Genomic DNA, 24,546 nt, shown 5'->3' on the forward strand with positions numbered 1-24,546 from the left:
CAATCCAACGCCGCTAGACACAAAAAGAGCGTTTTCGAGAGGTTCTGCTTATCCAGTATTCAGGTTAAATAAAACGCATAGCTAGATTGATTTTGGCAGATTTAGCTACGCGCTTGTTAGCCATTAGCAACTTGGTCTGTCAGTGGCTGCCTTATAGATTTGTAAAGCTTTAGGCATGTTGTTATTTAGCGTCTCTATTCGAGTTGTGGGCGAGGGGTGAGTTGACATAAACTCCGGTTGACGATTATCGCCACTGGCTTTGTCCATGTTTTCCCATAACTTCATTGACTGCTCGGGTCTAAAACCAGCTTTAGCCATCAGCTCTAAACCAATTAAGTCAGCTTCTGTTTCGTGAGTTCTGCCAAAGGGTAATTGAAAGCCAACTTGTAAGCCTAAACCCAACCCCGCCATTATCATATTACTGCTAGCTACTTGTTTGGTTTGCAGTAAAACATTGGTCGCTTCCATACCTATACCGATTAACGTGTTGCTCGACATTCTTTCATTACCATGATCAGCAATAACATGACCTACTTCGTGGCCGATAACAGCGGCAAGTTGATCTTGGTTTTCGGTGACTTCTAATAAACCTGCATATACGCCAATTTTTCCGCCAGGTAAGGCAAATGCATTGATTTGTGGCTCATCAAATACGACTAATTCCCACTCGCCGCTGAATACTGATTTAGGCACATGTTTAGTAATCGCATCGGCGACACACTGCACGAATTGATTAGATACTTGTTTAGTCGATACTTTTTGTTCTGTTTTCATACTATCGAAGGCTTGTTCACCCATGCCCGATAATTGTGAATTTGAATAAATTTTTAGTTGATTGCGACCCAGTGGTGATTTTGCGCAGGCGGTTAACAAAAAGGCAAAGAGGATAATAAATAAGTGAATCGGTTTATACATTTGAGTTCTCAATAAACGAATGAAGTGTGATCATACATTGAAGTGGGGTGTTGGTTAAGTCGAGGCTGGATATTTTACAGTTTAAAAAAAACGCCCGACAAAAAATTCGGGCGTTTATATAGAGTACAATATTCAAACGCTAAGGTTGCGTTTCATATCTGTAAAGTATTTATATACTGGCTTTTAAGCGTTCTGCTAAATCTGTTTTTTCCCAAGGGAATTCGTCGCGTCCAAAGTGGCCGTATGCTGCTGTCGGCTGATAAATAGGGCGTTCAAGATCTAACATCTTTATTAAACCGTAAGGTCTAAGTTCAAAGTTGTTACGTATTAGTTCAATCAATTTGGCTTCAGATATTTTACTAGTACCAAATGTATCTACATTAATAGATGTAGGCTCGGCAACACCAATAGCATAAGACACTTGAATTTCACATTTGTCAGCTAAGCCTGCAGCAACAATATTTTTTGCAACATAGCGGGCTGCATAAGCAGCAGATCTATCGACTTTTGATGGGTCTTTACCAGAAAATGCACCGCCACCGTGACGAGCCATACCACCATAGGTATCAACTATTATTTTACGTCCAGTTAAGCCACAATCACCCATAGGACCGCCAATAACAAAACGACCTGTGGGGTTAATAAAATATTTAGTTTTTGGTGTTAACCATTTTTCTGGCATCACTGGCTTAATGATTTCTTCCATTACGGCTTCGCGCAAATCTGCAGTACTAATCGAATCACAATGTTGAGTCGATAATACGATTGCGTCTACGCCCACAGGTTGGCCATCTTCATAAATGAAGGTGACTTGGCTTTTGGCGTCAGGGCGTAACCAATTTAAGGTACCATTTTTACGTACTTCAGCTTGGCGTTTAACTAATCTGTGGGAATAAGTAATAGGGGCTGGCATTAACACGTCAGTTTCGTTGCTAGCATAACCAAACATCAAACCTTGATCGCCAGCGCCTTGCTCTTCAGGAGAAGTACGGTCAACCCCTTGATTGATATCAGGAGATTGTTTACCAATTGCATTTAAGATGGCACAAGAGTCTGCATCAAAGCCCATATCTGAGTGCACATAGCCTATTTCGCGCACTGTTTTGCGAGTAATTTCTTCAATATCGACCCATGCAGAGGTGGTTACTTCACCGCCCACTAACACCATGCCGGTTTTAACAAATGTCTCACACGCTACACGGGCTTTGGGATCTTGAGTTAAAATGGCGTCTAGTACCGCATCAGATATTTGATCGGCAATTTTATCAGGATGTCCTTCGGATACTGATTCTGATGTAAATAAATGTGCTGTCATATTTCTGCCTTTATATAAACTTTGATCGGTATTTTAGTAGTCCATTATTCTATCAATTCATCCCATAAATACAAGTCTTTACTTCTAGACGTCCAAACGGCTGAAATTTAAATCGACTAAGGTGTGAATAAAAGTCATATAAAAATGCCCTTTCGTAAGCTTTTTAGCATTGCAGTTAGTGGTCGGCTAATAGAGAATAACGGACTATTTTGGAAAGTGTGCCTATCTGCATGATATTTATACTTTCTTATCCTATGAATTAGTCAGGAGACAACATGCCTTCACGTCGAGAACTCGCCAACGCAATCCGTGCACTTAGTATGGACGCCGTTCAAAAAGCCAAATCAGGTCACCCAGGTGCACCTATGGGAATGGCAGATATTGCTCAAGTTTTATGGAGTGACTTTCTAAATCACAACCCAACCAATCCAGATTGGGTTAACCGCGACCGTTTTGTATTGTCAAACGGCCATGGTTCAATGTTGATTTATTCATTATTGCATTTATCGGGTTACGCTTTACCAATTGAAGAATTGGCGCAGTTTAGACAACTACATTCTAAAACACCTGGTCATCCAGAATATGGTTACACCGCGGGTGTTGAAACCACTACAGGTCCTTTAGGTCAAGGTATTGCAAATGCTGTAGGTATGGCTGTTGCGGAAAAAACTTTAGCCGCTCAATTTAATAAGCCTGGTCATGACATAGTTGATCACTACACTTATAGCTTTTTAGGTGACGGCTGTTTAATGGAAGGTGTTTCTCACGAAGCATGTTCATTAGCGGGTACTTTAGGTTTAGGTAAACTTATCGCATTTTGGGATGACAACGGTATTTCTATTGATGGTGAAGTAGAAGGCTGGTTCACCGACGATACACCTGCTCGTTTTAAAGCTTACGGTTGGCATGTGATTGCTGATGTTGATGGCCATGATGCAGACGCCATTGCTGCAGCTATTGCAGAAGCTAAATCAGTAACTGATAAACCCACCATGATTTGTTGTAAAACTATCATTGGTTTTGGTTCTCCGAATAAATCAGGTAGTCATGATTGTCACGGTGCTCCATTAGGTGATGATGAAATTGCTGCTGCTCGTGAATTCTTAAATTGGCCATATGCACCATTTGAAATTCCTGCTGACGTATATGCTGGTTGGGATGCTAAAGATGCAGGTTCTAGTAAAGAACAAGATTGGAATGCTAAGTTTGACGCTTACGCAGCTGCTTTTCCTGAACTAGCAGCAGAGTTCAAACGTCGTATGACTGGCGATTTACCTGCAGATTTCTCAGCTAAAGCTGACGCTTTTATTCAAGAATGCCAAGATAAGTCTGAAAATATTGCAAGTCGTAAAGCTTCACAAAACTCTATCGAAGCCTTTGCTAGTATTTTGCCTGAAGTGTTAGGAGGTTCTGCTGATTTAGCCGGTTCTAACTTAACATTATGGTCTGGTGCTAAAGGTTTAACCGCTGAAGACGCTAGCGGTAACTACATCTATTACGGTGTTCGTGAGTTTGGTATGACAGCCATTATGAATGGTATTGGTCTGCACGGTGGTTTCCGTCCTTACGGTGCTACTTTCTTAATGTTTATGGAATATGCTCGTAACGCGTTAAGAATGTCAGCCTTAATGGGTATTCCAAATATTCAGGTTTATACACATGATTCAATTGGTCAAGGTGAAGATGGTCCAACTCACCAGCCAATCGAACAAGTTGCAAATTTACGTTTGACTCCAAACATGGATACATGGCGTCCGTGTGATGCAGCTGAAACAGCGACTGCATGGAAATTTTCTCTAGAACGTAAGGATGGTCCTTCTTCTTTAATCTTTAGCCGTCAAGGTTTGCCAGCGCAAGCTCGTGATGCTGTACAGCTTAAAGATATCGCTCGTGGTGGTTATGTCTTAAAAGATACTGCGGGTACACCAGATGTGATCATTATTGCTACGGGTTCTGAAGTCGGTATTAGTGTTGATGCTGCAGAACAACTTGCTGCTCAAGGGATCGCTGCACGAGTGGTGTCTATGCCTTGTACTTCAGTTTTTGATAAGCAAGATACAGATTATAAAGAATCGGTATTACCAGCAGCGATTACTAAACGTGTGGCGGTTGAAGCGGCTCATGTTGATTACTGGTATAAATATGTAGGCTTTAATGGCGCTATTGTAGGTATGTCTACATTTGGTGAGTCTGCACCTGGCGGCGAATTGTTGAAACATTTTGGTATTACTGCTGATGCAGTAGTAGAAGCCGCTAAAGGTTTATAAATAATCACAATATATTTAAGGTTTTAACTGGTGTTCACTTCCGGTTAACCTTAAGTCAGGATAGAATAGGGCGCTTTTTAGCGCCCTATTTTTTTAGGTTCTTTTATACAAGTATCTGGATGTCATGATTCGTATAGCAATAAATGGTTTTGGTCGTATTGGTAGAAACGTGTTGCGTGCACTTTATGAAAGTGGTCAGAATCAATTTATAAAAGTGGTAGCAATTAATGAAGTGGCTTCTCCAGAAGGAATAGCACATCTTTTAAAATACGACACTTCTCATGGGCGCTTCGCCTCGTCAGTTAACCTGAAAGTACTTAATGCAACAGAGCAGTATTTAAATGTAGATGAAGACGATATTGCTTTATTACATTGTAGAGAAATCAAAGACTTAGATTGGCAGAAGTATAATGTTGACATAGTCTTGGAATGTACTGGAGCTTTTGGCGAGCGTAAATGGGGACAAACACATTTAGATCAGGGGGCTAAACAAGTATTGTTTGCCGAGCCTGCAAGCCCAGACGTCGATGCCACTATTATCTATGGGATTAATGATCATATACTCACTAGCCAACACAGAATTGTGTCTAATGGTTCATGCACCACAAATTGTATCGTGCCTATTATTCAAACTTTAGATCAGGCTTTTGGAGTTAATAGCGGTGCTATTACTACTATTCATTCATCTATGCATGATCAGCAGGTGATCGACGCTTATCATCCTGATTTAAGACGTACTCGCGCCGCAAGCCAATCTATTATTCCTGTTGATACTAAATTAGCTGCCGGGATTGAGCGAATTTTACCTAAGTTTGCTGGCAAGTTTGAAGCGATAGCAGTACGGGTGCCAACCATTAATGTAACGGCTATGGATTTAAGCGTGACGCTAAATTCAGAAACCAATGTGGCAGGCGTCAATCAAGTTTTACAAGCGGCTAAGTTAGGCAGTTTAAATGGCTTGCTTGATTATACTGAAATACCTTTAGTGTCTTGTGATTTTAATCATGATCCACATTCTTGTATCGTTGACGGTACACAGACGCGGGTCAGTCATAAACAATTAGTAAAAACCTTAGTTTGGTGTGATAACGAGTGGGGGTTTGCCAATAGAATGATAGACACCTGCCGTGCAATGTATCGCGCTTATCATGCTGAATAAATCAATTAATCAATTTTTTAAATCATTATTAAGGATCAATTATGTCTGTTATTAATATGTCAGATTTGCAACTAGCGGGTAAACGAGTATTAATTCGTGAAGATTTAAACGTGCCAGTAAAAGATGGGCAAGTCACTTCTGATGCGCGTATTCGTGCTTCATTACCTACTATTAAAGCAGCTGTTGCGGCAGGGGCTAAAGTGATGGTGATGTCTCACTTAGGTCGTCCAACTGAAGGTGAATATGCCGAAGAGTTTTCACTATTACCAGTGATTAAGTACTTGCAAGACAATACAGACTTAACTGTTCGTCTAGAAAAAGATTACTTAGCTGGCGTTGAAGTCAATGCCGGTGAAGTGGTGGTATTAGAAAACGTCCGTTTTAATAAAGGCGAAAAAAATGACGACGAAATTCTAGCTAAACAATATGCCGCTTTGTGTGATATCTATGTAATGGATGCTTTTGGTACGGCTCACCGCGCACAAGCTTCAACACATGGTGTAGGTGTTCATGCTCCTGTTGCTTGTGCTGGTCCTTTATTGGCTGGTGAACTTGCTGCTTTGGGTAAAGCATTAAATAATCCTGAGCGTCCATTAGTTGCCATTGTTGGTGGTTCAAAAGTATCCACAAAATTAACGGTGTTAGATGCGCTTTCTAAAATTGCAGATCAATTGGTTGTGGGTGGCGGAATTTCAAATACTTTCGTTGCGGCGCGTGGCAACAATGTCGGTTTATCTTTGTATGAAAAAGATTTAATTCCAGAAGCTAAGCGTTTAATGGAGTCTTTAGATATCCCTGAAACAGTTGACGTAAGAGTTGGCAAAAACTTCTCTGACCAAGAGCCTGCTGTGATTAAAGCGGCAAATGAAGTGCAAGATGATGAAGAAATCATGGATTACGGCCCACAAACCGCTGAAAATGTAGCGGCAATTTTACGTAAAGCTAAAACAATTCTGTGGAATGGCCCATGTGGAGTTTTCGAATTCGATAACTTCTCTAAAGGAACTGAAGTCGTGGCTCGTGCTATTGCCCAAAGTGATGCCTTCTCTATCGCTGGTGGCGGAGATACATTAGCAGCCATTGATAAATGGGGACTTGAAGATCAGATCTCTTATATTTCTACAGGTGGCGGTGCTTTCTTAGAATTTGTTGAAGGTAAAGTGTTACCAGCCGTTGCTATGTTAGAAGCGCGTGCAGCTAATAAATAATCGTTATTAGGAATAAGTATGTGAATACTTATTCCTCTTTGTTGGTTTAAATAGTTATATCAGAAATTTGATAAGGTTTGATATAGTGTTATCAAGCCTTAACAAGCTAATAGGTAAATAAGAGGCGATAGACTTCGTTTGCCTAATAAAATTCGAATAATAAGAAGAGCTTAGCTCTCAATAATTTGGAACGATTTACCCTACGTTTTGCTTTTTAGAGCCGTTTTTGCTTATCCATAAAAAAGTATCAATACTAGGTTATTTCATTCCTTATAACTCTAACCCTACAAAACCGTTAAAAAAACGGTTAACGACACTTATTAAGGAGTGCTTCATATGTCATCAAAAACACAGTTGGATATGCATAAAAAAATCAGTCAAAAAAATGGTTTTATTGCGGCCTTGGATCAAAGTGGAGGCAGCACGCCTAAAGCTTTAGCTGTATATGGTATCAGTGAGTCTGAATATCAAAATGATGAAGAGATGTTTACTAAGGTGCATGAAATGCGTACACGTATTATCACATCAGATGTATTTGATGGAGAACGTACCTTAGGAGCCATTTTGTTTGAAAATACTTTAGATAGAGACATTGCTGGTCAACCTACTGCTAAATATTTATGGCAAGTTAAGAATATTGTGCCATTTCTAAAAGTCGATAAAGGCCTTGAAGCTGAAGATAATGGCGTTCAGTTATTAAAACCTATCGTGAATCTAGATGAGTTATTAGCGAAAGCGAATGCCCAAGATGTATTTGGTACTAAAATGCGCTCACTGATCAAACAAGCCAATGCTTTTGGTATTGAGTCTATTGTGGCGCAGCAGTTTAAAGTGGGTAAACAGATATTAGCTGCTGGTTTGATGCCAATATTGGAACCTGAGTTAGATATTCATTGCCCAGAAAAAGCAAAAGCTGAAGTGATGTTGAAAGCGTCTATTTTACAGCACCTTGATGACTTAGATGCAGATCAGCAAGTCATGTTGAAGTTAACATTGCCTGAAGAAGCTAATTTTTATCAGGAGTTAGTTAAACACCCTAAAGTGTTAAAAGTAGTGTCACTATCAGGTGGCTACTCTCAAGCAGAAGCTAATGCCAGATTAATAAAGAATAATGGCGTTATTGCTAGCTTTTCTAGAGCTTTGTCAGAAGGTTTAAGTGCTAAACAAACCGATGCTGAATTTAATAAGATAATGGATACATCTATCCAAAACATTTATCTTGCTTCACAAAGCTAGTTAACCGTACAAATTATAAGTCGGGTGTTTTTATGCTCGACTTTATTTGTTTTCCTCGCGTTTTTGAGTAGTATTTAACTTAGATTGAATTGAAGCCACAAGGTTCGAGCAGTATGAGTTTATCGCTACCATTACCACTGTATAAAAAACTCACAGTAACCTTTAGAGTCGAACCAGGATGTTTAGGTCCTGATGGAATTGAACATATCGAAGGTTTTTGTAAATTTGCTAAGCAGGCCGTGGCAAAATTAGATTCTGATTTTGTGCGTTGGGTGATCATCCCTAGATTTGATAAATCTTTAGCTGAAACTGAATATAAAACCAATAATAAAATTCTCGATCACCATAAGGCAGAAAAATATTTACGTGTGTTTGGCAAAGAATTAGATGACTTTGAAGAGCATTTACAAGACAAGTTATCTATTTTGATTGATGAATATTTGGGACGCTAGTATTTTCCGTCGAATGAAGTATTTCTTATTTTAAGTTTTTAAAATTCTTAGGCTTTGCGTTTAAAACCTCTCTAGCTGCAGCTGCACATTAACTTCTGCGCCACACAAATTCCCCACCTTAGTTGTTAACAAAAGTCTCATTCGTTAGATATTCTCAGATAATAACCGAAATTTGCCGACTTTATATATTCAAGTTTTGGTAAGTTCAAAGAGGCGTAACCCATAGTGCAAAATACAAATTTGCATTAATGGTGTTATTATCATACATTTTATAAACCTAATTACACAGTATCTATAAATATTATGAAAAGTTTCTTATTGGTTTTATTGATAATCTCATCTTTCTTATCTGTTATTCGCTTCAGTCATGCTGATAACAGCAATTATTTATCAAGCACACAAGCCTTGCCTTTTGGTTTTCCTAAGACAGACAGAACGAAACATTTGTTAAATCAGTCCTGGAAGTTTTATCGGGGTCAAGCTGATGCTAAATTTTATACTAGTGAGTTTGACGACTCGGCTTGGGAAACAGTGACTATTCCGCATACTTTAGCCTTAACTTCCCTTACTTTAGATGGAGTTGAAGACCAAACGACACAATTATCATTTCATCGAGATGTAGGCTGGTACCGTAAAAACTTTAGGGTAACCAGTGATCCAGTAAAAAAAGTATTTTTAGAATTTGAAGGTGTACACCAAGTCACAGATGTTTGGGTTAATGGTCAACACGTAGGGCAAAATTCAGTAGGAGGATATACACCTTTTCATTTTGATATATCTGAATTTGTTAATCGTGGTCAGTTAAATCAACTGACCATATTGGCCGACAATCGGCGAAGCGAAATTGTCCCGCCTGATCCTGGCCCTTTTGATTTTGTGAAATTTAGTGGTTTATATCGTGATGTGTATTTAGTCGAAACTAATCCCGTGTATGTCACTTTTAACTGGGAAACTATGTATTCTGGCGTAAATATCACCACGCCAACAATTGATCCAGTTAACAAAAATGCCACGATAAATATTAAAACAGCGGTTAAAAATACTACTAACCAGTCAGTAGATAGTCAGCTTGTAACTCGAATTATTGATCAAGAAGGTATAGTGGTACTGAAACTTATTACTCAGCAATTACTTCAATCAGGCCAAGAGTTTCAGTTTAATCAAATAGGTAGTTTAGAAGACAAGGTTCATTTGTGGGATACAGTAAACCCGTATCTTTATCGGGTGAATAGTGTGGTGAACATAGCTGGAGAAACCGTTGACTTTGTTGAAAATAAAATTGGCCTGCGAAAGTTTGAGCTTGATCCCGAACAGGGCTTTATGCTCAACGATAAACCGATTGAATTAATTGGTTATAATCGCCATCAACAGTACCCATATATAGGAGATGCTGTGCCCAATTCTCTGCATTATAAAGACATGCTGCAGTTTAAGCAGTTTGGTTTTAATGTGGTTCGCACCGCTCATTACCCTCAAGATGACGCTTTACTAAAAGCGTGTGATGAATTGGGAATTTTGGTTTACGAAGAAGCCCCTACTTGGATTTCTATCTCTAAAAATCCTACTTGGTGGGATAATTTAGAACAAGCTGCTCGAGTGATGGTGCGAAACCATCGGAATCACCCGTCTGTGGTTATCTGGGGAGCGGGGATTAATCACCGGGGTTACGCTCCTCGTCTACATAATGCTGTGAAGCAAGAAGATAGTGTTCGTCTTACTTCCTCGCAAGGAGCAAGGTGGACCGGCTGGCAAAGTTCTGGCTTGACCGATATTAATGCCACTATGATGTTTGGCCCAGTGTTATGGGATCGTTCAGAGCCCTTGTTAGGTATGGAGGGAGAACGCGGCGCTCATGCTGTGGCTCCTCATTTGAAAGACCCTAAAATGTTAGGGTTAATATCATGGACAGCTCACGCTTATCACACCTTTCATCCACGACATGAAAAAGCCAAGAGTGAGGTAGATCGCACGCGCGCTGGCATGATGACCTTCTTTCGTTACCCACGGCCCAGGTTACATTGGTATAAATCAGAATTTGTAGACAAACCATTTATTAGCATTAATGGTGTATGGCAAAAAGGTGTTGAATCACTACTGGTATACAGTAATGCAGAGCAAGTATCGTTAGAGCTTGATGGTGTGATTATCGCCAAAGCCAAACCTAGCCAACTAGCGAAGTATGATGGTTTAACTCATCCTCCATTCCATTTTGATCATATTGACTACCAACCAGGTAAGCTAGTGGCCAAAGGAACCTTTGCTGATGGCTCTGTGGTTGAAGCGATTAAAAGTACACCTAGTGAAGCGTTTGAAATAAAACTAGAAGCGGACACTGCGGGACGAGACTTTGTTGCCGACGGGTCTGACGTGTTGATGGTATATGCACACATTCTAGATAAAAACGGTATGTTAGTTGAGGACTTTGCTCACAAGGTTAAATTTACAGTAATAGGTGATGCCACTGTGATAGGGGATCACTCCAATATCAATGCCAATCCAATGTTCACTGAGTATGGGGTGGCTCCCGTAATGATTAGGGCTGGTAGCAAAGCTGGAAACATTACCATTATAGCTGAGATTGACAACCTCAAACCTGCCAAGGTAGAGGTGACCTTGAGTGAACATGATGACGATATGATCAGAGCCAATGCCGCCGCTATATATGACTATAAAGTAGAACGAGTAGATATAGGTGCGCCTGATCAATTTATTCAGTTTGGTTGGCAAGGTTGGCTGGGCACAGAACAAAATAATAGTGCTTATCAGTTTAAGGCTTGGTCGAACACCACTGCTCAATTAAGTACTCCCTCTAAGCAAGGTATTATTCGTTGGTTGGGCGAAATGAATGTAGTCGGAAAATACGGTTTTGCTTACGGTGATGGAGTCATTGCTTTAGATAAAAAAGGGTTAAACCTTACCTTTAGCCAACTGCCTAAAGGGATCTATAAACTCAATACTTGGCACCATGCCCCAGAATCGAATTCAGACTCAATGGATCCTAATAGAGATAAATTAAAAACACTCACTATCAACAAATTACCCTTTGCTAATACCTTAACCGTGCAATCGAAAAATATTATTGGGCCGAGAAAACAACAAACAAAGGTCACACACGGTAAACAAATGCAATGGCAAACACCTGGTTTACAAACAGTGGTGTTTAAATCAGATGGAAAAAATCCGGTAACCATTAATTATCAAGGTAAGGAAAATGACGGGGTTTGGTTGAACGCTTTTGAATTGACCGAGTGGCATAGTGAGTAAATAATTAACATAGATTAGGCTGTGGATCTTTGCTGTATAAATTTTAGAGATACATTTTGTGCGTATAAACAAAAAAGGTGTGTTCTAACTATGTTAGGACACACCTTTTTTACCCTTCTAGATATTTGTTAGAATCGTTTACAGCGCTTTATACATGGCGGTTAAGTCCATGCTGTCTTCTAGGCTGGTTTGTAACTTAAGCAGTTCGCCAAACAATTCAGCAACCTTAGCTTTATATTTAGCTTGAGTCGCCAAGTTAGTGACTTCGTCAGGATCCGCTTTTAAATTAAATAATTTAATTGTATTAGCTTTTGGATAAACCAATAGTTTATAGCCATCTTTTTTGATCATACGTTGGCTGTCCACATAAGCCCCATAAATAGCGTCATAATGGCTTTTTGTAGTTTGTCCTTTGGCTAAATCAATAATTGAGTTGAAGAACACATAGTCAGGCTTTTTGGCTCCTGCTAGTTCTAAGCTGGTGGCCATAGCATCTTGTAAATAGATGTCAGAATCAACTGTTTGACCCCCTTCGATCCCTGGTCCCCAGATAATAAAAGGTGCACGTACACTTTCTTCATACATATTTTGTTTACCGAATAAACCTCGTTCACCTACAGATAAACCATGATCGGCAGTGTAAATAATATAAGTGTTATCCATTTTTCCACTGGCTTTTAATGCAGCAAGAATTTCACCTATTTGTGTGTCCATGTGGCTAATAAGGGCGTAGTACTCTTTTAGATGCACACGGGTCGAGTATTCTGTGCGAGGGAAAGGTGCCAAAGCGGCATCACGTAAACTAGGACTGTTACCAATTAAGTCTTTCTCAGGGTAATTATCGGCCCAGTTAGTAGGTAAAGGTAGTGAATCTTCATCGTATAAGTCTTGATAAGCTTGTGGTGCCTGTCTTGGGTCATGTCCTGCATTGAAGGCTATGTACATAAAAAACGGATTGTCTTTGCTTTTAGCTTGCTCGATAAAACCAATGGCATCATTTTTAAGTACTTCACTCCAATGTGTACCACCTTCGTAATATCCGCCAAATTTTGGATCCGTTGGCGACCAAGAATGATCATCTTTGCTGAGTGGCCGGTTATAGCCAACAGGCATAAATTCATCTGTGCTTTTAAAGTTTGTTTTGCCAGCGATAAAGTCTTGATAAAGTTTTTGCTGCTTAGCATGATCCCAAGCATCATCAGGCATGCCTGGACGTATATGAGTTGTTGTATTGAATACTTTGTCGGCTTTAGCGGCAACGTGCCATTTGCCAGACATGTAAGTATCGTAACCTTCTTTTTCAAGGAGTTTAGACCAAGTTGTATCAAGACCTTTACCTTTAGCAAATGTTCTATCCATTGTGTGAGCTTGCCACACAGAACGGCCAGAATTCAGCATTGCACGAGATGCCTGACAAACAGCACCATTCCATGCGCCCATGTTGTAAGCATTACTAAAGTTCACACCATTATTTGCTAGCTTGTCTAGATTAGGGGTGTTTATTTGCTGGTTACCGTAGGCACCTATAGTTTTAGGTGATTGGTCGTCGGCGAAAATAAATAATATATTGGGCTTTTGAGTTTCACTTTGGGTTACTTTTGTAACGGCAACTGAAGTATCTGTTTTTTCTTGTTTAGCGCCAGAACATCCAACTAATGTTAAAGCACCCAATACCACAATCGGAAAAAGTATTGAAGTAGCTGTTTTTTGCAAAATTTAATTCCTTATATTTAGAAGCCATTAGGCCAAGTGTTACTTGGCCGTTATTACAATTGGATCGTTACTTAGTTGCTCAGAATAGGCTCTTATCCTAATGTTACCAGATTGACCATTTTTACTTTTTACTATCAACATCGCTTTACCGTTAAATGCCCTGCGGTAATCGGCTTTAAATGGTGCAACTGTGGCTGAATTACCGTTACCTACTGCAGCAATTTCACCTGCACCTTCAACAAAGAAACGAATATGATTATCAGCTGTAGGGCAAATATTGCCATCTTTATCTTTAACTAAAACGGTAACATAAGACAAATCTTGGCCGTCAGCATCAATCACTTTGCGATCAGCAATTAACTCTACAGATGCAGGTAAACCAGCGGTTTTCACTGTCTCTTCAGCTACTACCTGAGCTTTGGTATAAGCCACTACTTTAATTTCGCCAGGCTGATATTTGACGTCCCAGCGTAAACGGTAAGCCGATTGGTAGTTGTCACGGTTTTCCTTATCCCAGCGTAAGAAATTAACAGGTAACTCTGCTTTATCTACGCCTTTAACTTTACGACCCATAGATTTGCCGTTAACAAATAACTCAACTTCTTCTGCATTGGTATAAGCGAATACTGGTATTTCTTCGCCAATTTTGTTTTCCCAGTTCCAATGAGGTAGTACATGTACCATAGGTTTTGTGGTCCACTGACTTTGGTATAAATAGTATCTGTCTTTCGGGAAACCAACTAAATCAACCGCTCCAAAAGAAGAACTACGAACTGGCCAATCGGCATTCCAATATCCGTCGCCACTATGATCTTTACCACCATAAGGCGTGGGTTCACCTAAATAGTCAAAACCTGTCCACATGTACTCACCCATCACAGCTGGGGTTTTTGCTAAGTATTCAAATTCGATTTCAGGTGGGTATGCCCAAGGTGGGCCAATAATGTCGTAACTAGTGACATGACGAGAGTCATGGGTTTTATACTTATCGATAGGAAAGTGATAGACACCACGAGTGCTGGTAATCGATGACGTTTCACTGGCCACTAATGGCCAAGTTGGGTGATCTTTATGACGCTGCTCGTAACTAAGTGGCTTATAGTTTAATCCTACTATGTCTACTGCATCTGCTAAGCCATTTTTAATTGCGCCTGTCGGGTTATTAAATCCGGCACTAACTAGACGGCTAGGGTCAGCTTTGTGGGCAATTTTGGTTAACATTGCTGCTACTTCGCCACCGTTTTTATGGCCCTGCTCCATGATCTCGTTGCCAATACTCCACATATAAACTGATGGGTTATTGCGGTACTGAATGATCATGTCGGTTAGATCACGTTCATGCCATTCATCAAAAAAGACTTGATAGCCGTTATGTACAGATTGTTTTTGCATGGCCCACACATCAAAAGATTCAACTTGTAATAAAATGCCCATTTCGTCAGCTAATTCAACCATTTCTGGAGAAGGCGGGTTGTGTGAGGTACGTACCGAGTTAACCCCCATAGATTGCATTATTTCTAGTTTACGTTGAATCGCCCTTCTGTTGGCAATGGCACCAATGGGACCATTATCATGATGTAAGCACACACCATTTATTTGTACTCGACGCCAGTTTAGCCAGAAACCATCATCAGGTTTAAATTCTAAATGACGAACCCCTAAAGGCGTGGTGTGTTGATCCACTATTTTACCGTTGCGCACTATGCTCGATAATATTTTATATCGGTACGGGTTTTCTGTGTCCCATAGGATAGGGTTTTTAAGAGTGAAAGTTTGGTTAACCGTTTTAGTACCTTTGGCTAGATCGCCTAGTTTTTTCGATTCCTTCAATACCACAGTACCATCTGCTTTAACAATTTCAGTTTGTAGGGTGGCATTGGTGCTTTGTGCAAAGTTATTTATTTGGGTTTCTAGAGCAACAGTAGCTCGATCACGTGTTACTTCAGGAGTCGTCACATAAGTCCCCCATTTAGCCACATGTACTGGGTCATTAATTTCTAACCATGTATGGCGATATAAGCCAGCTCCAGGGTACCAACGAGTGGATAAATCTTTTGGAGAAAGAGAGACAGCTATGACATTTTCTTTCGTACCAAAGAATAGATGAGGGGTTAAATCATAATTGACGGCTGTGTAGCCAAATGGACGACGACCTAGAAAATGGCCATTGATGTAAACATGAGCATCGTACATTGCACCATCAAATGTCACAGAGACAAACTTGCCCTTGTCGGCTTCAGATACTTTGAACGATTTGCGATACCAACCATCACCATGAAAAGGCAATCCACCATTACGTGCATTGTATTTGCTATCAAATGGTCCCTCTATAGCCCAATCATGGGGTAGGGTGACATGTTGCCAATTACTGTCATCAAACTTAGCTTGTTCAGCGCCAATATGTTTACCTTTGCTAAATAACCAATCGTTATTAAAGCTTTGTTTCTCTCCAAATTGGGCCGCTTTATATTGACTGACGGCAGTTGCATTAAATGCAATTAAGGTAAATAACCAGCAAAGCAGAATGGCAGATAAACTTGTGCTTCTATGGGGACGAAAAATGTTCATAAATAGATTAATCTCATGGTTAGAGTTGATGTTTGTTTATATATGATTTTTACTTGTTGTATATGATAATTTTGTTGTATTTAATAGCAAGTGATTTAACAAATTTATGACATATTTAATGAAGGTAATTGTAAAAAAAGAGAATGTTATACTTTGTTCTTAACAAGTTAACAGTTATATATTGAGATATACCCTCTGAAAGTCCCCTAGAAAGCGATTCTAATTGAAATAGGTTATGCCAGTAGCAACGTAAAACATGCATATAATTTCGACTTTCTTGTAAAATATCTAACCATTTGAGTAGCAGTTTTCATCGCATTTATTGACTATAAACTTATCCTCTCTAGTATGGTCTGTCAGCAGCACTGCAACCACCACAGGTCTCTTTATTTTATGTTCGAACTTTTTGATTATTCCCTGTCGTATCAAACCATTAGTTTTGTGTTTTTGGTTGCTTTTTTTGTGGGTATGGCAAAAACCGGAGTGCATGGGATATCTCTGTTAGCCGTCCCTTTATTAGCGGTGATTTTTGGCGGTAAGGCGTCATCTGGATTGATGTTACCTATGTTAGTTATCGCTGATTTGTTTGCGGTTAAGTATTACCACAGACATGCAAATTGGGGGTATTTAATAAAGCTTTTCCCCTCCGCAGTAGTTGGGGTGTTAATTGGTACTTGGTTAGGTAATGTCGTTGATGATCAAGTTTTTCGAGTGCTCATGAGTATCATCATTTTTGTCAGTCTAGCCATCATGGTGTGGATGGAAAAAACGGATAAAAAAGCCATACCTGATTATTTATGGTTTGCCATTTTGATGGGGTTAGTTGGCGGGATCAGTACCATGATAGGTAACTTAGCTGGGCCGATTATGGGGCTATATTTACTCAGTATGCGTTTGCCTAAAAATGAATATATAGGAACTGCTGCATGGTTCTTTTTGGTTATCAACGTATTTAAAGTGCCTTTTCATATTTATAGTTGGGAGAGCATTGATAAAAATTCATTTTTGTTGAACTTAGTTAGTTTACCTTTTATAGCCATTGGCGCGGTGTGCGGTATTTTTATTGTGAAAAGAATTCCAGACAAACAATATAGGTGGTTCGTGATTGGTATGACAGCTGTCGCAGCTGTGCTCATGAATATTTAACTTAGGTCGATAATCCATTTATCTGATTCAGTTGTATCTTAGCTTTTAATACTGTGTTAATTGTTATTATACTTTAGTCTGCTTTTTAAATGCCTAGTGGTGGTTTCTGGGTACAAAATATATTCTTTTATAAGGTTTCCGTACATGACAAAACACCAAACAGTTACAATTAATCAAGAGATTAATGTTTTAGAAGATGAAGAGTTAGTGTCGGTGACTGACACTCAAGGTGTTATTGAGTACGCAAATGAGGCGTTCTGCCGCGTCGCAGGTTTTACTTTAGATGAACTGAAGGGACAACATCATAATATTGTCAGGCATCCCGATATGCCAAAAGCAGCCTTCGCTGATCTGTGGAGTAAATTAAAAGCGAAACAAGCATGGCGTGGCGCAGTAAAAAATCGTTGTAAAGATGGTCAATATTATTGGGTCGACGCCTTCGTTACCCCACTTTATGAAAATGGTGTGTTGTCAGGTTATCAATCTGTTAGAACAAAATTAAAACCTGAATTTCGTAATCGTGCCGAAATTTTCTATGCGCAATTAAACGCAGGTAAATCTCATACTTCAATGTTTGACAATCATAAAGTGATGGATGCCATTTTTCTCGTTATAGGCACACTCATAGCTGCCTCTGCTTTGTATTATCCTTGGATGGCCTTTCTGCTTGTTGTCTTGCCTTATATCATTTTTAAAACCGAGCTATTTTCTTTGCGTAAATATATAAGTACACAACAGCAAAGTTATGACAGTATTTCTCGTTTTGTTTTTTCAGGTAAAAGCGCCATCAGTGTGGTTGATTTTATGAAAAAAATGTCAGAAGGACGGATTAAAACAATAATAGGTCGTGTCATTGATAGTACCTCAACGTTACAAGATGGTGGGCAATTATTAAGACGTGTATCTCAACAAGCAAAAGCTGGAGTAGAGCAAGAGACCAGTGAGTTACATCAAGTCTCGGTTGCTATAGAAGAAATGGTTGCTACTAATGCAGAAGTCGCCAGCAATACCGCGGTTGCCTCTTCTAAAGTTGAATCGGTATATCAAGATTGTAAACGTGCTACCGATTCCATGACACAAACTATGACTAAGGTTGCTGGCTTAGCTAAAGACGTAGCTGAATCTGCCAATACAGCAAGTAATTTGGCTTCTGAAGCAGAAAAAATTGATAGCATAATGCAAGAAATTCAAGGTATAGCTGATCAAACTAACTTATTAGCATTGAATGCGGCAATCGAAGCTGCAAGAGCAGGAGAGCATGGGCGAGGATTTTCTGTGGTAGCTGATGAAGTGCGTGCTCTTTCTAGCCGTACTCACTTAGCGACCGAACAAATACAGTCTTCTGTGGGGGAAATTCAATCTACACTGGTTAACTGGTCGAAAGTATTGTTAGAAGGTAAAGAAGCAGCTGATGAATGTGTATCTGACACTGAAAATACCAAGGACATCGTGAATAAAGTGTATGAAGTAGTGTCGGAAATTGCCGATCTTACTACGCAAATTTCAGTGGCATCGGAACAACAAAGTGCTGTATCTCAGGAGATTAGTCGTAATATTGTTAATGTGAATGACATTTCTCAAAACAATTTGCGTCAAGCTGAAATTGTTGAAGATGAGTCCACCAAGATTGAGCAAAGATCTAGCGCTTTGGCTGGGTTAGGTACGACTTTTGGTTAATGCCTAAATAAAAAAATAAGCCCAGTAAATCTTTTATGTTTTACTGGGCTTAATATTAGTTAACGAGTATCTATCTTACTCACATAATAGGTCTATGCTATTTTATTCTTTAATGGCTTTGCCTTTCTGTTTTATTACTTGTTTCTTTGTCGACCAAGATAAGTGTCGATCAAATAGTTGTGCGTATTCAGCATATTCATTGTAATTTATGCTTTCTTGTTGCCAATGGGTGATTTGTTGGTCATATAAATTACGCATATTGTCTAGTGTGCTGGCATAACGACGATCCGATACTACATTTTTTAATTCGTACGGATCATTCTCTAAATCATAGAGTTCTTCTGTGGGAACTAGGTTTTGTTGTTCATCTTGATAATACCAGTATATGTATTTAAACCTATTGTCGACTATGGCTAGATTACGTGTTTCTTCTAATCCCCATACTTGAATGTGCGGCATGCTGGCTCGAACTTGTTGTGTGGGGTTGTTTAAAATTGGTAGTAAACTGACACCATCCCAAGCCGTGGGTTTTTTGACTTTAGCTAAGTCTAAAATTGTTGCGCTTATATCTACCCCAGCAGTTAATGACTTTGTGGTGCGCATTTTACCGCTGTGTTTATTACGCGGATCATAAATAATAAGGGGAACCCTTGCGCCCTCTTCGTAAGGTAATACCTTACTGCCTAAGCCGTGGGAGCCATTAAAATAGCCGTTGTCTGAGGCAAAAATGATCACAGTATTATCTGCAATACCTTGCTCTTCAAGTTCAGCTAATACCATACCGATAGATTGGTCGATGCCATAAATCAGTTGATGATACTTTCTAAGTGCTTGTTGGTAGCTTTCGTCTTCTGAATATCCCCATTCTTCAAACCTAGGATACTGGCGTCCAAGTTGTGAATGTTTAGAAAAGTGTTTACCTGCTTCTCGACCATAATTAGGTAATTTTCTAAACTCAGTGTTTTGGTATACATGATCAAATTTAGGATCCGGTTGCACAGGTCTATGTGGGGCTTTATAAAACACACTCATAGCAAAAGGTTGCTGCTTTTTGACTGATTCTCTTATAAAATCAATACTTACCGCCCCATATGCCAAACTGCTATGGGGGTAGTCTTTAGCATATTTTTTTATAGACTCGTTTTGTGCTGTTTTATAACTAGTTTGGCCTGGACTACCTGCCCACAAATCAAAATCATGTTGAGCTATTTTACCTTCTTCTTCATTCAGTGGTTTAGCTGTCATGTTGGACACGGGAAAACCAAATTTTCCGGCAAACCCTATTCTATAGCCAGATTCTTTTAACAGCAGAGGGTAAGATCGTTGCCAAATAGAATCTGCCATGGGGCCATGTTGAAAATTGGTACCATTTTTGTATTCATACATACCTGACATCACACTCGCTCGGCTAGCCATACAAATAGAAGTGGTGTTGTAATGATGTTTAAACACCAAACCTTTGTTCGCTAGTTTGTCTATGTTTGGAGTAAGGGCATCAGGATTACCAAAGGCTCTTATTGTGTCGTAGGCCTGATCGTCGGTAAAAAAGAAAACTATGTTGGGCTTGTCAGCATTTTGTTGTTTAGGTTTACTGGAGTTTTGAATGTTATCATTAGCGCAGCTACTTAATATCACGCTAACACATAAAGATAATGAGCTGAGTAATAAATGATTGTGTACTTTTTTAGTTCGGCTAACCATAACCATCCTTTTGTAAACTTAGTTGCATTATTGTCATATTATTATAGTTTAAATATTAAAACTAATATTTGTATGTAAATTTAATGTAAGTTAACTAGACTCGCTTTAGTTTTTCCTACAAGCTAGAAAGCTTACAGCGCTCTTTTATTTACTGGGCTAGCTCAAATTTTTTCTCACATTGCGATAAAGATTAATTATGAAAAATAGAATACTCACCTTATGTTTAGTGCCACTAATATGTTTAAGTGCTTGTAGTCAAATAAAGCCTTCAGCTGAAAAAGAGCCTTCAGCGGATAGTCAGTCGAACAATGAGCAAAAACCCAATGTCGTGATTTTTTATGTAGACGATTTAGGTTATGGCGATATAGGTGTATATGGGGCAAAAGGTGTGGAAACTCCTAATGTTGACGCCCTTGCACATAATGGTATACGTTTTACCGATGCCCATACTTCTGCTGCTACCTGTACACCATCTCGTTATTCTTTATTAACAGGTGAACACGCTTTTCGTAAAAATGCGCATATTTTAAAAGGTGATGCACCTTTGTTAATTGGCACTGAGCAACCTACCTTACCCAGAATGCTTAAAAAAGCCGGTTATCAAACTGCTGTGGTGGGTAAATGGCACTTAGGTTTAGGCAATGGTAATGTTGATTGGAACCAAGCAATTAAACCGGGACCACTAGAAATTGGTTTTGATTATAGCTTTTTGTTGCCAGCCACAGGCGACAGGGTGCCCACTGTTTATATGGAAAATCACCACATATTGAATGTGTCAAAAGATGATCCTATTAGTGTTAATTACAAAAAGAAAATTGGTAATCGCCCTACAGGTAATGACAATCCAGAATTATTACGCTACTTACCTTCTGATGATGGACATAGTAAGAGTATTGTAAATGGCGTCAGTCGTATGGGCTGGATGGCCGGTGGTAAAAGCGCTGAATGGGTGGATGAAGATTTTTATCAAGTATTTACCGATAAAGCGAATAACTTTATCGCCAGCAATAAAAATGATCCTTTCTTTTTATTCTTTTCATTCCATGACATTCATGTCCCACGTTTACCAAATAAAAGATTCCAAGGTAAAAGTGAAATGGGACCTAGAGGCGATGCGATAGTGCAAATGGACTGGATTACAGGACAAGTGATTAAACAGCTTAAAGCTCAAGGAGTGTTTGATAATACTATTATAATTTTCACCAGCGACAACGGTGCTGTGTTGTCTGATGGCTACGAAGATAGAGCCATTGAATTGGTGGGAGAACATAAAGAAAATGGCATCTACCGAGGTGGAAAATATAGTGCATTTGAAGCCGGCACACGTGTACCAACTATTTTGCATTTTCCTAAACAAGTTAAACCGGGTGTGAGTGATGCATTAATGAGTCAAATTGATATTTATGCCTCTTTAGCTGATTACTTGGGAATTGAGTTAGCTGCCGATGAAGCCATCGACAGTGAAGTGAAACTAGAAGCCTGGTTTAATGCTGATAAACCAGGACGGCAACAGTTGGCTGAAGAGTCTGCAACTTTAAGTTTGCGTGATGGTCAGTGGAAGTATATTCGTCCAATGAAAAACGGCGAAAAACGAGCAAAAAGCACTTGGCAGCGCAAACGTATTGAAACAGGTGCATCAAGTCTGCCTCAATTGTACAACTTAGCCGAAGATCCAAGTGAACAAGTTAATTTAGCCGCTAAATTTCCCGAAAGGATCGCTAGTATGGAAGCTAAATTATTAGCACTAGAAGGCAAAACTTTACGTTAAATAAAATAAAGCAGACTAAGCAGAGTGGCGCAGAAAAAAGCAGTTTAATAGTAGTAGATAGTGGGAAGTAGCTAGGAGATAGTGCTATTTTTTAGTCATATCGATTGACTGTTTACTACCTCTTATCTACTAGGATCTGCTGTTGCTTTTCTCTGTTTAGCGCAGCTCTGTGATCGGCTTTTGATTTTCATAATGTTATGGCTCTTCTCGGCGCACCTCTGTGAAACTCTTTGTCTTTTCTGCTTCACGCTGCAGGACTCTGCTTAGTCTGCATCACGCTGTTTTATTCTGTTTTCTCCTCTGTGTAGTTCTTACGCTCGGTGTATATCCAAAATTCATTCATTTATTAAAAATAAGTCCGGTTGGAAAATTAGCCGTGCTTATGAATTTTTTTCAGGTCTAGTAAAATATCAATTTGCCGTTCAAATTTAATGCTTCAAAAAACAGCATACCGGCTACTAATGGATCCAATCTCACTGTGCTGGTTATTATTTTGGGTGTCTTTGTATTTTGTTGTTTCAAAAACAGCACAAAACAAATAAAAAGAATTAATAGTGTTTAATTGTGTTTTTATTATGTGTAATATCTAGGGTCTACATTTTTACAAGGATACTAAATGAAAATTTTTAATAAATTTTGGCTGTGTTTATGGCTAAGCGTCAGTTGGGTAATAAATGCTGCAGAGCAACCGAATGTTGTTTTAATTATTGCTGACGATTTAAATTGGGATGATGTAGGGACTTACGGTCATCCCAATATTTCTTCGCCGAACTTAGATAACATGGCAAAAAATGGTATGCGTTTTGACGCAGCTTATTTAACAGCCAGTTCTTGTAGTCCAAGTCGCTCAAGTATTTTAACAGGCCGTTACCCACATAATACAGGTGCAGAGCAACTTCATTGGGATTTACCTTTAAGTCAAACCACTTTTTCTGAAAAATTAAAAGAGGCAGGATATTGGACTGGTGCCGCGGGTAAATGGCACATGGGTGAAGGAATAAAAGACCGTTTCGACGTGGTACGTGAAGCATATTATGGTAATGGATCCCTTTCGGGTTCTAGCGAATGGTTAGCATTATTAGATTTGCGCCCAAAAGATAAACCTTTCTTTTTATGGTTAGCAGCTTGGGATTCACATCGTCCTTGGGTTCCAGGAAGAGGCTTACCCCACAATCACACTCAAGCAGATGTGATATTACCGCCTTATTATCCACCAACTGAATTGTATTTAAATGATTTTGTTAATTATTATGATGAAATTAGTCGCTTCGATATGAACGTAGGTAAAGTGGTTGAAAAGCTTGAAAAACAAGGCATTGCAGACAACACAATCATTGTTGTTATTGCAGATAATGGTCGTCCATATGCTCGAGATAAAACCACCTTATTTGATTCTGGAGTCAAAACGCCATTTATTGTTTATTGGCCAAATGGCATTAAACAAAAAGGCACAACGACTGAAAGTATTGTTAGTTCAATCGATTTATCGGCTACTTTTCTTGACTTAGCAGGTGTTAAAAAACAGCCATCTATTGAAGGTAAAAGCTTTAAAGCGCTTTTCAATGACCCTAAAAAAGCATTTAGAAAATATGCTTTTTCAGAGCGTAACTGGCACGACTTTGAAGATCATGGACGAACAGCCCGTTCAAATCGTTACCGCTATATTCGTAACAATTACAATGATCTACCAGGCACACCAAGTGGCGATACTATGTATCACGAAACTTGGACAGAGCTAGTTCGCTTACATAATGCAGGCATGTTAAACAAACATCAGTCTCGCCCTTTTATTGCGCCAAGAGAAAGAGAAGAGTTGTATGATCTTAAAAATGATCGATACGAGTTAAACAACTTAGCAGCTGATCCCAAGTACACAAAAATACTTAAAGAACACAGCAATGCCCTTGATGATTGGATTAAAGAATCTGGCGATTATATTCCAAGTTTCCGTACCCCGGATGACTTTGATCGTATTACTGGCGAAAAGTTACCTCCACGTAAACGTCCTCGCCCATCGAAGTTAGAAATGTATAAAACCAATGGTGCATACTAGCCCGTATGCTTCATAAACTAAGCGTATAAAAATCGCTGGAACATATTCTATATATACCAAAAGGCCTCAGCAGAGGCCTTTTTTGTTTTGACTGCATTCACTTC

15 protein-coding genes are annotated in these 24,546 nt (G+C 39.3%); 10 read left to right on the forward strand and 5 right to left on the reverse strand.

Annotated elements, in window-relative coordinates; genetic code table 11:
* Positions 1-123 precede the first annotated feature (123 nt).
* Positions 124-915 (reverse strand): M48 family metallopeptidase, encoded by a 792-nt coding sequence (locus tag GQR87_RS06075; RefSeq protein WP_233267407.1) that lies wholly within the window; start codon positions 913-915, stop codon positions 124-126.
* Positions 916-1,084: 169 nt separating this feature from the next.
* Positions 1,085-2,230, reverse strand: a complete 1,146-nt coding sequence (gene metK / locus GQR87_RS06080; RefSeq protein WP_158967529.1) for a methionine adenosyltransferase — start codon at positions 2,228-2,230, stop codon at positions 1,085-1,087.
* 275 nt (positions 2,231-2,505) lie between these two features.
* Here metK and tkt point away from each other — a divergent pair, with 275 nt between their 5' ends.
* The 6 genes from tkt to GQR87_RS06110 all read left to right on the forward strand — a co-directional run bounded on the left by tkt (position 2,506) and on the right by GQR87_RS06110 (position 11,816).
* Complete coding sequence (gene tkt, locus GQR87_RS06085) at positions 2,506-4,497, forward strand: transketolase (protein ID WP_158967531.1); 1,992 nt, start codon at positions 2,506-2,508, stop codon at positions 4,495-4,497.
* Positions 4,498-4,621: 124 nt separating this feature from the next.
* The gene (epd, locus tag GQR87_RS06090) at positions 4,622-5,656 is read left to right on the forward strand and encodes an erythrose-4-phosphate dehydrogenase (protein WP_158967532.1); all 1,035 of its coding nucleotides are present in this window, start codon (positions 4,622-4,624) and stop codon (positions 5,654-5,656) included.
* A 41-nt stretch (positions 5,657-5,697) separates the two neighbouring features.
* Entirely contained in the window at positions 5,698-6,864 is a 1,167-nt protein-coding gene (locus GQR87_RS06095) for a phosphoglycerate kinase (protein ID WP_158967534.1), read from the forward strand.
* A 336-nt stretch (positions 6,865-7,200) separates the two neighbouring features.
* Positions 7,201-8,100, forward strand: coding sequence for a fructose bisphosphate aldolase (locus GQR87_RS06100; RefSeq protein ID WP_158967536.1), 900 nt, complete (start codon positions 7,201-7,203; stop codon positions 8,098-8,100).
* Positions 8,101-8,213: 113 nt separating this feature from the next.
* The gene (locus GQR87_RS06105) at positions 8,214-8,552 is read left to right on the forward strand and encodes a hypothetical protein (protein WP_158967538.1); all 339 of its coding nucleotides are present in this window, start codon (positions 8,214-8,216) and stop codon (positions 8,550-8,552) included.
* A gap of 303 nt (positions 8,553-8,855) precedes the next feature.
* Complete coding sequence (locus tag GQR87_RS06110; protein ID WP_158967540.1) at positions 8,856-11,816, forward strand: glycoside hydrolase family 2 TIM barrel-domain containing protein; 2,961 nt, start codon at positions 8,856-8,858, stop codon at positions 11,814-11,816.
* 138 nt (positions 11,817-11,954) lie between these two features.
* On the opposite strand, the gene GQR87_RS06115 is transcribed toward GQR87_RS06110, so the two are convergent.
* Positions 11,955-13,529: a sulfatase-like hydrolase/transferase gene (locus tag GQR87_RS06115; protein WP_199271694.1), complete on the reverse strand. Its 1,575-nt coding sequence runs from the start codon at positions 13,527-13,529 to the stop codon at positions 11,955-11,957.
* A 39-nt stretch (positions 13,530-13,568) separates the two neighbouring features.
* On the reverse strand, positions 13,569-16,097 hold the full coding sequence (locus GQR87_RS06120; protein ID WP_158967542.1) for a glycoside hydrolase family 2 TIM barrel-domain containing protein: 2,529 nt from the start codon (positions 16,095-16,097) through the stop codon (positions 13,569-13,571).
* A 393-nt stretch (positions 16,098-16,490) separates the two neighbouring features.
* On the opposite strand from GQR87_RS06120, the gene GQR87_RS06125 reads away from it, so the two are divergent.
* Together GQR87_RS06125 and GQR87_RS06130 are read left to right on the forward strand one after the other, a co-directional pair.
* Complete coding sequence (locus tag GQR87_RS06125; RefSeq protein WP_158967544.1) at positions 16,491-17,243, forward strand: sulfite exporter TauE/SafE family protein; 753 nt, start codon at positions 16,491-16,493, stop codon at positions 17,241-17,243.
* Between the two features lie 144 nt (positions 17,244-17,387).
* Positions 17,388-18,920, forward strand: a complete 1,533-nt coding sequence (locus tag GQR87_RS06130; RefSeq protein WP_158967546.1) for a PAS domain-containing methyl-accepting chemotaxis protein — start codon at positions 17,388-17,390, stop codon at positions 18,918-18,920.
* Between the two features lie 102 nt (positions 18,921-19,022).
* On the opposite strand, the gene GQR87_RS06135 is transcribed toward GQR87_RS06130, so the two are convergent.
* Positions 19,023-20,621 (reverse strand): sulfatase, encoded by a 1,599-nt coding sequence (locus GQR87_RS06135; protein WP_158967548.1) that lies wholly within the window; start codon positions 20,619-20,621, stop codon positions 19,023-19,025.
* A 196-nt stretch (positions 20,622-20,817) separates the two neighbouring features.
* Here GQR87_RS06135 and GQR87_RS06140 point away from each other — a divergent pair, with 196 nt between their 5' ends.
* Both GQR87_RS06140 and GQR87_RS06145 read left to right on the forward strand, forming a co-directional pair.
* On the forward strand, positions 20,818-22,389 hold the full coding sequence (locus tag GQR87_RS06140) for an arylsulfatase (RefSeq protein ID WP_158967551.1): 1,572 nt from the start codon (positions 20,818-20,820) through the stop codon (positions 22,387-22,389).
* Positions 22,390-23,005: 616 nt separating this feature from the next.
* Positions 23,006-24,442, forward strand: coding sequence for a sulfatase (locus tag GQR87_RS06145; protein ID WP_158967553.1), 1,437 nt, complete (start codon positions 23,006-23,008; stop codon positions 24,440-24,442).
* The last annotated feature ends 104 nt before the right edge of the window (positions 24,443-24,546 follow it).

The organism is Paraglaciecola sp. L3A3 (assembly GCF_009796765.1).
In the GTDB taxonomy this organism is placed as follows: domain Bacteria; phylum Pseudomonadota; class Gammaproteobacteria; order Enterobacterales; family Alteromonadaceae; genus Paraglaciecola.

Excerpts from the sequence above, each read along its gene's own strand:
- GQR87_RS06075 (WP_233267407.1), bottom strand. The coding sequence starts at position 915 with ATGTATAAACCGATTCACTTATTTATTATCCTCTTTGCCTTTTTGTTA.
- metK (WP_158967529.1), bottom strand. The coding sequence starts at position 2,230 with ATGACAGCACATTTATTTACATCAGAATCAGTATCCGAAGGACATCCT.
- tkt (WP_158967531.1), top strand. The coding sequence starts at position 2,506 with ATGCCTTCACGTCGAGAACTCGCCAACGCAATCCGTGCACTTAGTATG.
- epd (WP_158967532.1), top strand. The coding sequence starts at position 4,622 with ATGATTCGTATAGCAATAAATGGTTTTGGTCGTATTGGTAGAAACGTG.
- GQR87_RS06095 (WP_158967534.1), top strand. The coding sequence starts at position 5,698 with ATGTCTGTTATTAATATGTCAGATTTGCAACTAGCGGGTAAACGAGTA.
- GQR87_RS06100 (WP_158967536.1), top strand. The coding sequence starts at position 7,201 with ATGTCATCAAAAACACAGTTGGATATGCATAAAAAAATCAGTCAAAAA.
- GQR87_RS06105 (WP_158967538.1), top strand. The coding sequence starts at position 8,214 with ATGAGTTTATCGCTACCATTACCACTGTATAAAAAACTCACAGTAACC.
- GQR87_RS06110 (WP_158967540.1), top strand. The coding sequence starts at position 8,856 with ATGAAAAGTTTCTTATTGGTTTTATTGATAATCTCATCTTTCTTATCT.
- GQR87_RS06120 (WP_158967542.1), bottom strand. The coding sequence starts at position 16,097 with ATGAACATTTTTCGTCCCCATAGAAGCACAAGTTTATCTGCCATTCTG.
- GQR87_RS06125 (WP_158967544.1), top strand. The coding sequence starts at position 16,491 with ATGTTCGAACTTTTTGATTATTCCCTGTCGTATCAAACCATTAGTTTT.
- GQR87_RS06130 (WP_158967546.1), top strand. The coding sequence starts at position 17,388 with ATGACAAAACACCAAACAGTTACAATTAATCAAGAGATTAATGTTTTA.
- GQR87_RS06135 (WP_158967548.1), bottom strand. The coding sequence starts at position 20,621 with ATGGTTAGCCGAACTAAAAAAGTACACAATCATTTATTACTCAGCTCA.
- GQR87_RS06140 (WP_158967551.1), top strand. The coding sequence starts at position 20,818 with ATGAAAAATAGAATACTCACCTTATGTTTAGTGCCACTAATATGTTTA.
- GQR87_RS06145 (WP_158967553.1), top strand. The coding sequence starts at position 23,006 with ATGAAAATTTTTAATAAATTTTGGCTGTGTTTATGGCTAAGCGTCAGT.